Annotated in this window: 8 protein-coding genes and 3 pseudogenes; 5 read left to right on the top strand and 6 right to left on the bottom strand. The window is 33.3% G+C overall.

Annotation, left to right across the window (positions count from 1 at the left end):
- The first annotated feature begins 394 nt into the window (after positions 1–394).
- Together ACZZZT_RS01595 and ACZZZT_RS01590 are read left to right on the top strand one after the other, a co-directional pair.
- Complete coding sequence (locus tag ACZZZT_RS01595; RefSeq protein WP_463459211.1) at positions 395–2,029, top strand: S8 family peptidase; 1,635 nt, start codon at positions 395–397, stop codon at positions 2,027–2,029.
- A 62-nt stretch (positions 2,030–2,091) separates the two neighbouring features.
- Positions 2,092–3,971, top strand: a pseudogene (locus tag ACZZZT_RS01590) (M1 family metallopeptidase).
- Between the two features lie 68 nt (positions 3,972–4,039).
- On the opposite strand, the gene ACZZZT_RS01585 reads toward ACZZZT_RS01590, so the two are convergent.
- The 6 genes and pseudogenes from ACZZZT_RS01585 to ACZZZT_RS01560 form a co-directional block, all read right to left on the bottom strand.
- Positions 4,040–4,462, bottom strand: coding sequence for a DUF418 domain-containing protein (locus ACZZZT_RS01585; RefSeq protein ID WP_463462364.1), 423 nt, complete (start codon positions 4,460–4,462; stop codon positions 4,040–4,042).
- A 47-nt stretch (positions 4,463–4,509) separates the two neighbouring features.
- A complete protein-coding gene (locus ACZZZT_RS01580) occupies positions 4,510–5,034 on the bottom strand; it encodes a DUF418 domain-containing protein (RefSeq protein WP_463459210.1) in 525 nt (174 codons plus the stop codon).
- A gap of 10 nt (positions 5,035–5,044) precedes the next feature.
- Entirely contained in the window at positions 5,045–5,239 is a 195-nt protein-coding gene (locus ACZZZT_RS01575) for a hypothetical protein (protein ID WP_463459209.1), read from the bottom strand.
- Between the two features lie 130 nt (positions 5,240–5,369).
- The gene (locus ACZZZT_RS01570; protein WP_463459208.1) at positions 5,370–6,266 is read right to left on the bottom strand and encodes a DUF418 domain-containing protein; all 897 of its coding nucleotides are present in this window, start codon (positions 6,264–6,266) and stop codon (positions 5,370–5,372) included.
- A gap of 92 nt (positions 6,267–6,358) precedes the next feature.
- Complete coding sequence (locus ACZZZT_RS01565; protein ID WP_463459207.1) at positions 6,359–6,565, bottom strand: hypothetical protein; 207 nt, start codon at positions 6,563–6,565, stop codon at positions 6,359–6,361.
- A 189-nt stretch (positions 6,566–6,754) separates the two neighbouring features.
- Positions 6,755–7,692: pseudogene (locus ACZZZT_RS01560) on the bottom strand (L-threonine 3-dehydrogenase).
- 293 nt (positions 7,693–7,985) lie between these two features.
- Here ACZZZT_RS01560 and ACZZZT_RS01555 point away from each other — a divergent pair.
- From ACZZZT_RS01555 to mfd, 3 genes and pseudogenes are all read left to right on the top strand, one after another.
- Positions 7,986–8,285 carry a hypothetical protein gene (locus ACZZZT_RS01555; RefSeq protein WP_463459206.1) on the top strand — a complete coding sequence of 100 codons (300 nt, stop codon included), beginning with the start codon at positions 7,986–7,988 and terminating at the stop codon, positions 8,283–8,285.
- Positions 8,276–8,617 carry a hypothetical protein gene (locus ACZZZT_RS01550; RefSeq protein ID WP_463459205.1) on the top strand — a complete coding sequence of 114 codons (342 nt, stop codon included), beginning with the start codon at positions 8,276–8,278 and terminating at the stop codon, positions 8,615–8,617. The genes ACZZZT_RS01555 and ACZZZT_RS01550 overlap by 10 nt, the downstream gene beginning before the upstream one ends.
- A pseudogene (gene mfd / locus ACZZZT_RS01545) lies at positions 8,610–11,974 on the top strand (transcription-repair coupling factor). The gene ACZZZT_RS01550 and the pseudogene mfd overlap by 8 nt, the downstream one beginning before the upstream one ends.
- Positions 11,975–12,131 lie beyond the last annotated feature (157 nt).

Genomic DNA, 12,131 nt, shown 5'->3' with positions numbered 1-12,131 from the left:
ATTAGAAAGTATCGTTTTTGATTTAAATATATTTTTTTCTGCAAATTTGAAAAAGCCGGAATTGTTGATCTTGCTTTAAAAATAAAAGCAGCATAAGTAGTTTTATACTACCAAATTGCATTTGATTTTAGGCAGTACAAGTATACAAATAAGAATTGAAGTTTTATTAGGTAAAAACGTATTGAAAAGATTAATTGAATTTAAGTTTATAAGCTGTATGGCTTGTTTTAAATTCCAACAAAAAGAGATAATGTAAATAAAAGCTTTCTTTTACATTAAAAAAGCATCTAAATTGCTACAAATAAATCATAACACAGTGTTAACAGTTAGTTTTTTGTAACAAAAAAGTATAATTTAGACCCATCTTTTAACTTTACATTTATAATATAGATACATGAGTCATATAAAACCTCTCAAATTATCTGCTTTTGCATTACTTGTTTTAGCAGGTTGCAGCGCTACTATGCAAGCGCAAGTTTCCACTTCTAAAGAATTTATTACAGCTCCTTTAGCGGTTGTTAAAAAAGCTCCGGTTACCGAAAATGAATTAAAAAGATGGAGTCATCTTGATTTAATCAAAGATTCTATTCCGGGAATGAGTGTTGATAAGGCTTATGCCGAATTATTACAAGGAAAAACAGGTAAAAAAGTAATTGTAGGTATCGTTGATTCTGGTGTTGATATTGAGCACGAAGATTTGAAAGGAATGATATGGACAAATCCTAAAGAAATTGCTGGTAACGGAATCGATGATGATAAAAACGGATTTATAGATGATGTTCACGGATGGAATTTCCTTGGAAATGCTGTCGCTGAAAATCTTGAAATGACTCGTATTATCAAAAAGAAAGACGATGGATCTGCTGAATACAAAAATGCATTAGCTCAGTATACTGAAAAATACGAGAAAGCATTAAAAGATAAAGAACAGGTAGATTTTTTATTGGATGTTCATGCAACGATTAAAAAAGAGTTAAACAAAACAACTTACAAAGTTGAAGATCTAAGCGCTATTACTTCTACAGATCCAAAAGTGACAAGAAGTAAAATGATCATGACTCAGGTTTTTACCAATGCAGGGCCAACTTTTGATCCAGAAGCTGATTTTGAAGAATACAGAGAGCAAGTTTACGATCAGTTAAATTACAACTTAAATAAAGAATTTGACGGAAGAAAAGTCGTAGGAGATAATCCTGAAGACATTAAAGACAATCATTATGGAAATAATATTGTTTTTGGTCCGGACAAAGAAAAAGCACTTCACGGAACACACGTTGCAGGAATTATTGCGCAAATTCGCGGTAATAATTTAGGCGGAGACGGAGTTGCATCGAATGTTGAAATCTTAACCGTAAGAGCCGTTCCTGATGGGGATGAGTACGATAAAGATATCGCATTGGCCATTCGCTATGCGGTTGATAACGGAGCAAAAGTAATCAACGGAAGTTTCGGAAAAAGCTTTTCTCCGCACAAACAATGGGTTTACGATGCCATAAAATATGCTAAGAAAAAAGATGTTTTAATTGTTCACGCTGCTGGTAATGACGGTTATAATATCGACGAAACAAAAAACATTAACTATCCAAATGATTCAGAAGATAACATCAAAGAATTTTCAGATAATGTAATTACTATTGGAGCCATTAATAAATCTTATGGAGAAAGCGTAATTGCTAATTTTTCTAACTTCGGAAAAATAAATGTTGACGTTTTTGCTCCGGGTGAAGAAATTTATGCAACAGTGCCAAACAATAAATACAAGTTTTTACAGGGAACTTCAATGGCATCTCCAAATGCGGCTGGAGTAGCGGCATTAATTCGTTCTTATTATCCAAAATTAAAAGCTTCGCAAGTAAAACAAATTTTAATGGATTCAGGAGTTGCTCTTCCGGCAAAAGTATTTTTAGGCGAAAGTGAAAATCCAAATCAGGAACCTGTAGCAGTTTCTTCTGCAGAGTCATCAAAAACAGCTAAAATGGTAAATGCTTACAATGCATTATTAATGGCTGAAAAAATGTCTAAAAAATAATACCATAAATATACTAATCCAGTGGAAGAGTGCGAACTCTTCCATTTTTTATTATAAAAATCATGCATAAAATTATTCTACTTTCTTTTTTGAGTTTTGGTTTAAACTCAGCTTTTGCACAAAGTGCTCCGTATTGGCAACAACATGCTGATTATAAAATGGAGGTTTCGATGGATGTAAAAAACTATCAGTACAAAGGAAAACAAGAATTGGTTTATACCAATAATTCTCCTGATACTTTAAGAAAGGTGTTCTATCATTTATTTCCAAATGCTTTTCAGCCTGGAAGTGAAATGGATGCCCGTCTTCATTTTATAAAAGATCCGGACGGAAGAATGGTCAATAAAGTAAAAGGTGCTGATGGAAAAGATGTAAAACAAAGCAGAATTGAAACTTTAAAACCAAATGAAATCGGTTTTTTAAAAATTAACAATCTTAAACAAGATGGTGTTTCGGCTCAAACAAGAGTTTCCGGAACAATTCTGGAAGTAACTTTGGCAAAACCAATTTTACCAAATTCTAAATCAACTTTTACATTAGATTTCGACGGGCAAGTTCCTGTACAAGTTCGTCGTTCCGGAAGAAATAATTCAGAAGGAGTTGAATTATCAATGTCACAATGGTATCCAAAATTAGCCGAATTTGACTTCGAAGGCTGGCACGCAGATCCATACATCGCAAGAGAATTTCACGGTGTTTGGGGTAATTTTGATGTAAAAATTACAATTGATAAAGAGTATACTATTGGAGGTTCAGGATATTTGCAGGATAAAAACGAAATTGGTCACGGTTACGAAGATGCCGGTGTAACGGTTACATATCCTAAAAAGGCAAAAACATTAACGTGGCATTTTATAGCGCCAAATGTTCATGATTTTACCTGGGCGGCTGATAAAGAATATACACATGATATTGTAAAAGGACCAAATGATGTCGATTTGCATTTCTTCTACAAAAACAATCCAAAAACAACGGCAAACTGGAAACAATTAGAACCTCTAATGGTGAAAGTTATGGAGTATTACAATCACAGAGTTGGGCAATATCCATACAAACAATATTCATTTATTCAAGGTGGAGATGGAGGAATGGAATATGCAATGTGTACACTAATGTTAGGAAACGGAACGCTGGAAGGAATTCTGGGAACAGCAACACACGAATTAGGACATTCATGGTTTCAGCACATTTTGGCTTCAAACGAATCTAAACACCCATGGATGGATGAAGGTTTTACAACCTATATTGAAGATAGCGCTTTGAATGAATTAAAAGGAGATAAAAAAGAAGTAAATCCGTTTAAAGGGAATTATGCTGCTTATTACCAATTGGTTCAATCAGGAAAAGAACAGCCACAAACAACACATGGCGATCGTTACGATGAAAACAGACCTTATAGTATTTCATCTTATATAAAAGGAAGTATCTTTTTATCGCAATTAGAATATGTAATTGGAAAAGAGAATCTTGACGCTACTTTAAAAGATATTTTAATGATTTCAAATTCAAACACCCAACTCCAAATGATATCAAAAGATCGGCAGAAAGAGTTTCAGGAGCTGAGTTAGATTGGTATTTAATTGATTGGGCACAAACAGCCAATACTATTGATTACGGCATTAAAGATGTTGCTGAGAATGCAGGAAAAACAACCGTTACTCTGGAAAGAATTGGAAGAATGCCAATGCCAATCGATTTAAAAGTAGAATATACAGACGGAACTTCTGAAAATTTTTATATTCCTTTGAGAATGATGAATTTCATCAAACCGAATCCAAATCCAAACGAAAAAAGAACAGTTTTAGAAGATTGGGCTTGGGCAATGTCAAACTACAGTTTTACAATTGACAAGAACAAAACAGCAATCAAAAAAATCACAATTGATCCAAGCGGATTAATGGCTGATATAAAAGCTGCCAATAATGTTTTTGAGGTGAAGTAATTTACTTGATAAAATAACAAAAGCCCTTAAAATTAATTTTTTAAGGGCTTTTCTATTCAGTAATGAATCTATAAAACAGGTTTTATATCAGTTGCAATATCATTTTGTCTATTCTTTTTTAAAGGAAACATTTTTCTGTAACTTAATACTCTCCATAGCCATTCAACCGGGCCATAATTGAATTTTGAAAGCCACCATTTGCTTATGAACAACTGAATTGTAAAAACAAAAACAGCCAAGAAAAAGTAAAACCAATAAGGCAGTGTATTGTAAATTTTGAAACCAATTCCTGAGAAAAGAAAACACGCAATAATATTTTGCATCAGATAATTGGTCAGCGTCATTTTACCGCTTACTCTAAAATAACTAAAAATTGTTTTCAGTTTTCCGTTGGTATACAACAAACAAATTCCAGACGAAATACAAAGCATCGTATTTATTATGATCCAAAAAACGGGATGAAAAACCGTGAAAATTATTTTCTGCTTAATTGCAATTTCAAAAAGAGCACCTGCAATTATGGCCAGAATTAACGTAATTAAAAAGTTCTTTTTAATAGTTTTTTAAATTCAGGTAAACGATTAAAAAAGTTAATTTTTTGGGCATAAAAACCTAAAAGCATAAGAGCAAACATCACAACATGAACCGTAACAGCATAACGAAGACTAATCATTTCCTGATAATAAGTTCCCAGTAAATTAAATTGAAATACATCCAGCCAATTATCAGAATAAAATAGTTTTAAATATTTAGCCGTAGACTGTACATCGGGTAATGTTTGTTTTATCGAATTAATATAAGCGCTAAGAAACGGAACAGATAAAAGAAGTATTCCGCAAGTTATTAAAATTGTTTTTGGAGAACTTCTGTAAAAGAATAAAAGTAACAACCCTAAAAAAGCATAATCTTTTAAGATATCGCCAAGCCAAAAAGCAGAATTTATAAAAGCAAAAAGAAATAAAATAAACATTCTCCAGCAAAAAAAGGAAACAGGATTTTTACCTTTTTCTGCAACATTATTAATAAGAACTGCAAATCCGTAGCCAAATAAAATGCTTAACAAAGTCCAGGATTTAGCAGAAAAAATAAAGATTGAAATAACTGATAATCTCAGAAAAAATGCCTTTTTTCATGATAAACCGTTCTAATCCAATGTAGCGGAAATCAACATAATTGCCAATCGCAACGCCCAATAATGCCCATCCTCTTAAAATATCAACAATAGCGGTTCTTTTATCTTCCTGAATGGGTTGAAATGAATTTGTCATAAATTAAAATGGTTTTTTGGTTTAATGTGTTCAAATGTAAGAAAATAATCAGAAAATCAATTTTTATAACATTATGTGAAATCAAAATATGAGATAAAAAAATCTCGAAATAAATTCAGCATTTTTTGTTTTAGACTGTTCTTACTTCCGAAATAATTTCCGACTGTTTTTTCTTCTTAAGCGGAAATAATTTTCGATAACTGGCACATCTCCAAAGCCATTCAATTGGTCCGTAATTGTATTTAGACAACCACCATTTACTTATAAATAATTGAAGAATAAAGACAAAAATAGCGAGTGCAAAGAAAAACCAATAGGGCATTGTAGCTTTGATTCCCAAACCAATTCCGGAAAAAATAAGAGCCGCCAGAATATTTTGAGCAATATAATTGGTCAAAGTCATTTTGCCGCCGGCACCAAAATAACTGAAAATCGTTTTGAGTTTTCCATTAACGAATAACAGCGTAATTCCGGTTGCGATAAAAACCATTGTACTTAAAATCAGCCAGAAATACGGGTGGAAAAATTTAAGAAAACCCGCTTTGTATTCAATAGCCAAGAAAAAAATAATACCAATTGTAACGGCAATAACTAAACTGCTTATAAGTATATATTTCAAAAGTTTTTTCATTTCGTTCAGCCTGTCAAAAAAGTTTAATTTTTGAAGCATAACCCCAAAAAGCATACAGCCCAGCATTACAATATGTGCCGTAATAGCATATCCGGGAGCAATGATTTGTTGGTAAAAAGAAGCCAGTAAATTAAATTTAAAAAATTCCAGCCAGTTTCCGGAATAATACAATTTTAAATATTCAGGATTTGAAATAATGTCTATTCTTTCAAAATTAAAGCTTTTGATATAGGCCATTACAAAAGGAATAATAAGAATAAGGACAGCAGAAATAATACCTAATGTTTTTGCTGAACATTTATAAAAAAGCAATAATACAAGTCCTAAAAAAGCATAATCTTTTAATATGTCCCCAAACCAAAAAGCAGAATGAATAAAAGCCAGTATAAAAAGCAAAAACATTCGCCAGCTAAAAAAAGTAACAGGGTTTTTACCCTTTTCGGTGACATTATTAATTAAAACAGCAAAGCCATAGCCAAATAAAATGGTTAATAAAGTCCATGATTTTCCTGCGAAAAAAACTGATCAAACTTAGATAATATTTCAGATAAAAAACTGTTGGTTTCGTTTGGTACACTAATGTGCGGAAGACCGCAATAATTGCCAATAACTACACCTAATATGGCCCAGCCACGAAGAATATCGACAATAGCAGTTCTTTTGCCTTGTTCGATAGGATGATAAGAATTTGTCATTTGATTAACGTTTTTGTTGTGATTTGATTGATGATTTTAGATAAATTTGAAATTATTCTGATACAGCCAAAAATAAGAAATTATGCAATCGAATAATTATCTTTAAAATATCTTTCATAAAAAAAGCGTGATAATCTAAAGAATTACTTTCAGATTATCACGCCTTAAAGGGTTGATGAATATTGGAGCTTAACTCAAATGTTCAATCATATCTTTTGTCATAGATTCAAGATCAAAGGTATGTTTCCAGTTCCAGTCTTCTCTTGCAGAACGGTCATCAATACTTGCCGGCCAGCTGTCTGCAATTTTCTGGCGGAAATCAGGTTCGTAAGTAATCTCAAATTCAGGAATATGTTTTTTAATTTCAGCAGCAATTTCAGTTGGAGTAAAACTCATTGCAGCCAAATTATATGATGAATGTATTTTGATATCTTCCGCAGGAGCTTTCATAATATTGATGGTCGCTTCAATCGCATCATCCATATACATCATTGGCATTTTGGTTTCTGAGGATAAAAAGCATTCGTATTTTTTATCTGCGATAGCCTTATAAAAAATATCAACCGCATAATCTGTAGTTCCACCGCCCGGAGGAGTAGACCAGCTAATTAAACCAGGATAACGAATACTGCGAACATCAACACCATAAATATTATGGTAATATTCACACCATCTTTCACCCGCTTGTTTGCTGATTCCATAAACTGTTGAAGGTTCCATTATGGTATATTGAGGGGTATTTTCTTTAGGGGTTGTAGGACCAAAAACGGCAATACTCGACGGCCAGAAAATCTTTTTTATTTTTTTGCTTTCGCCAGATTCAAAACATGAAAAAGAGAATTCATATTCAAATCCCATGCAAAAGCAGGATTTTTTTCGGCTGTAGCCGATAAAAGCGCTGCCATCAAATAAATATCAGTAATTTGATGTATTTCAACAAGATGCTCAATTTGATTAAAATCTAATGCATTGACCACTTCAAAAGGCCCTGAATTTACAACGTCAGTATTTAATTTTCGAATATCAGAAGCAATTACATTTTCTGTTCCGTATAACTTACGCAGCTTTTGAGTCAACTCTGTCCCAATCTGACCGCAAGCGCCAATGATCAATATTTTTGGATTCATTTATGAAGATTTAGTCTTGCAAATATAACGTTTTCGCAAATAATTTTATTTTTTACATGACTAAATTATAAAATTAACAACAATGAAGTTTGTTTTTTGGATTATTCGCTGAACCTGCTGAGGTACATTTGCCACGAATTCACGAATTTTCTTTTTCCTGGTTGATTAATAAATCAATAAAATTCGTGAATTCGTGGCTATTAAATAGTCGTTAAAGTTTACGTTTTGTAATGAAAATCAGAATTCGTAATTGTAAATTTACTTTGTAACTTTGTAGCTTAATGTTTTGCCAAATGAAATATAAAATATCTCTTTTTCTACTTTTAATTTTTGTGTTGAATTCTTGTCAGGATGAAAACGAAAAACGTCTAGCTGAGAACAAAAAAGAAGCAAAAAAGAAAGAAAAAATCTTCGATAATATTAATAAAGCCTGGGTTTTTATTGATGAACCGATCAATGAAGTCTCGGAAAAAAATGAAAGAGAATGGACTGAATGGCGTGATTTTTTAAAAGAAATTGGAGAGAAACCGAGAAAGACAATTGGTGCATTTCAAAAAAATCAGCAGCAATTTCAAAAAAAGCGATGGCTTTAAACAACAATATTCCGGCGCAATTTAATCAGCCACAAATAAAAGCGCGAATTTCAATTTTGATTACCAAAGTCAAAATGATGGATTTATTTATTCATTTAAATCAAATTCCGGATGAAAAGGTTACTTTTTTAATTGGAGAAATAAATAAGGAAATGGTTTCTTTAGAAAGACAGTTTGACAAAATTGTAGAGAAAAGTAAGATTCCGAAAGAACAAGGAGAAGAAGATTTCCTGAGAATGTTAGATACAACACGTGCCATTCCGAACACAACAGCAGCGCCCATAATGCCGCCGCCACGAAATATAGATCAAAATTCACCAAAAGTTGAGTAAAAACGCCTTATATACTACGTATGACAATTTGCCTAAAACACAGCAGATTGCCACACAATTACTGGAGCAGAATCAGGTAAAAATGCATCTTAGCGGATTGTTAGGATCGGCTGTTTCGTTTATAATCCGCGGAGTTTTCAAAAAAACCGAATTGCCTTTTTTAGTTGTTTTAGACAATAAAGAAGAAGCGGCTTATTATTTAAATGATTTAGAACAAATGATTGGCGAGCAGGATGTTTTGTTTTATCCCGCTTCATTTCGTCGTCCGTACCAGGTTGATGAAACAGATAATGCCAATGTTTTGCTTCGCGCTGAGGTTTTAAACCGAATAAATTCAAGAAAAAACCAGCCATCATTGTTACGTATCCTGAAGCTCTTTTTGAGAAAGTAGTTACGCGTCAGCAATTAGATAAAAACACCTTGAAAGTGGCTTTAAACGATAAAATTTCAATTGATTTTATTAATGAAGTTTTGTTTGAATACGAGTTTAAAAGAGTTGATTTTATTACAGAACCAGGAGAATTTTCGGTTCGTGGAGGAATTGTAGACGTGTTTTCTTTTTCAAATGATCATCCGTATCGAATTGAGTTTTTTGGAAATGAAGTTGACAGTATCAGAAGCTTTGATGTAGAAACACAATTATCTGTAGAAACACATAAAAAAATTACGATTATCCCGAATGTTGAAAACAAAATATTTCAGGAAAACCGTGAAAGTTTCTTAGATTATATTGCCGAGAAAACGGTAATTTTTATTCAAAATACCGACGGACTTTTTAGTCAGTTAGATAAACAATTTGCAAGAGCAGAAGAAGCTTTTGGAAAACTTTCCGGAGAAATAAAGCATGCAACTCCCGAACAATTATTTTTAAATCAGAGTTCGTTTATTAAACGAGCTTTGGATTTTTCGATTGTAGAATTGGCTTCAAAACCCATTTTTAAAACGACAAAAAAATTCGAATTTCATTTTCAGCCTCAGCCATCCTTCAATAAACAATTTGATTTATTGCTGAATAATTTGAGCGAAAATCATTTTAACGGATATAAAAATTATTTGTTCTGTTCGAATGAAACGCAGGCAAAACGCTTTCATGATATTTTTGAATCGCTTGATGAAGCGAATTCTGAAAACATCAGAAAACAGTATAATACTATTGTACTGCCTCTTTACCAGGGTTTTATTGACGAAGAAAATCAAATAACGGCTTATACGGATCACCAGATTTTTGAGCGTTATCATAAATTCAACATCAAAAATGGTTATTCTAAAAAGCAAAATATTACGCTGAAGGAATTAACCGCACTTTCGGTTGGCGATTATGTGACACACATAGATCACGGAATTGGAAAGTTTGGCGGATTACAGAAAATTCAGGTTGAAGGTAAAACGCAGGAAGCCATAAAATTGGTTTATGCTGATAATGATATTGTGTATGTAAGCATTCACTCGCTTCATAAAATCTCCAAATACAACGGAAAAGACGGAACGCCTCCAAAAATTTATAAATTAGGATCGAACGCCTGGAAAATATTAAAACAAAAAACCAAGGCGCGCGTCAAACATATTGCATTCAACCTGATTCAGTTATATGCAAAACGCCGATTGGAAAAAGGGTTTCAATTTGCACCAGACAGTTATCTGCAGAACGAATTAGAAAGTTCGTTTATTTATGAAGATACGCCGGATCAAACCAAATCTACGCAGGAAGTAAAAGCCGATATGGAAAGCGATCGCCCAATGGATCGTTTGGTTTGTGGTGATGTTGGTTTTGGTAAAACAGAGGTTGCGATTCGTGCTGCTTTTAAAGCGGTTGATAACAGCAAACAAGTTGCCGTTTTGGTGCCCACCACGATTTTGGCGTACCAGCATTACAGAACTTTCACAGAAAGGTTAAAAGATATGCCGGTTTCTGTTGGTTATTTAAACCGATTTAGAACAGCAAAACAAAAAACGCAAACCTTAAAAGATTTAGCCGAAGGAAAACTCGATATTGTCATCGGAACACACCAATTGGTTAACAAAAATGTGGTTTTTAAAGACTTAGGTTTATTGATTGTTGATGAGGAACAAAAGTTTGGCGTAAACGTAAAAGATAAATTAAAAACGATTGCTGCAAATGTTGACACGCTGACATTAACAGCAACACCAATTCCGCGAACGCTTCAGTTTTCGTTAATGGCTGCGCGCGATTTATCCGTAATTACAACGCCTCCGCCAAATCGATATCCGATAGAAACGAATGTTGTTGGTTTTAATGAAGAAGTAATCCGCGATGCAATTTCGTATGAGATTCAACGAAACGGACAAGTTTTCTTTATCAATAACCGCATTGAAAATATTAAAGAAGTGGCAGGAATGATCCAGCGTTTGGTACCAAACGCCAGAGTCGGAATTGGTCACGGACAAATGGACGGAGCGAAACTGGAAGAATTAATGCTGGCTTTCATGAACGGAGATTTTGATGTTTTGGTAGCAACCACAATCATCGAAAGTGGTTTGGATGTACCAAATGCGAACACGATTTTCATTAACAATGCCAACAATTTCGGATTGTCAGATTTGCATCAAATGCGTGGACGTGTTGGGCGAAGTAACAAAAAAGCATTCTGTTATTTCATCTGTCCGCCATATTCTTCTATGACCGAAGATGCCAGAAAACGTATTCAGGCTTTGGAACAATTTAGTGAATTGGGAAGCGGTTTCAACATTGCGATGAAAGATCTTGAAATTCGTGGTGCGGGAGATTTATTAGGTGGCGAACAAAGTGGTTTCATCAATGAAATTGGCTTTGATACGTACCAAAAAATCATGAACGAAGCTATCGAAGAATTAAAAGAAAACGAATTCAAAGATTTATATCCGGAAGAAAATAATATCGATACCAAAGAATACGTAAAAGAAATTCAGATCGATGCCGATTTTGAGCTTTTATTCCCGGATGAATACATTAATAATGTCTCAGAACGTTTGGTCTTATACAACGAATTGGGCGGGATAAAAGACGAAGCCGGACTTCAGGAATACGAAAGAAAACTAATCGACCGTTTCGGGCCATTACCAAAACAAGCAACAGCATTACTAAATAGCATCCGTATAAAATGGATTGCTACAAAAGTGGGAATTGAAAAATTAGTCTTGAAACAAGGCAAAATGATTGGTTATTTTGTTTCAGATCAGCAATCAGATTATTATCAATCGTCTAAGTTCAGAAACGTTTTGCAATTTATTCAAAAGCATAGTTCGCTTTGTAAAATGAAAGAAAAACAAACCGTAAACGGACTACGTTTGCTATTGACTTTCGAAAATGTAAAATCAATAAAACGAGCCTTGGAATTGATGGAATTGTTTGAGGAATAAATTATCTTAAATGATAGCCACGAATTCACGAATTATTTCAAAATTGATTCGTGAATTCGTGGCGAAAAAACTAATCTAAATATTAAGTTTTATTTATCTTTTACTTAAGAAAAAACTTAGAAGTAATAAGGTTTCTTTGGATGAAATTTCCAAACCA

It is taken from the genome of Flavobacterium sp. AC274, from assembly GCF_979258275.1.
This window is presented reverse-complemented; position numbering and strand designations above follow the sequence as displayed.

Excerpts from the sequence above, each read along its gene's own strand:
- ACZZZT_RS01595 (WP_463459211.1), top strand. The coding sequence starts at position 395 with ATGAGTCATATAAAACCTCTCAAATTATCTGCTTTTGCATTACTTGTT.
- ACZZZT_RS01565 (WP_463459207.1), bottom strand. The coding sequence starts at position 6,565 with ATGACAAATTCTTATCATCCTATCGAACAAGGCAAAAGAACTGCTATT.
- ACZZZT_RS01555 (WP_463459206.1), top strand. The coding sequence starts at position 7,986 with ATGAAATATAAAATATCTCTTTTTCTACTTTTAATTTTTGTGTTGAAT.
- ACZZZT_RS01550 (WP_463459205.1), top strand. The coding sequence starts at position 8,276 with ATGGCTTTAAACAACAATATTCCGGCGCAATTTAATCAGCCACAAATA.
- ACZZZT_RS01575 (WP_463459209.1), bottom strand. The coding sequence starts at position 5,239 with ATGACAAATTCATTTCAACCCATTCAGGAAGATAAAAGAACCGCTATT.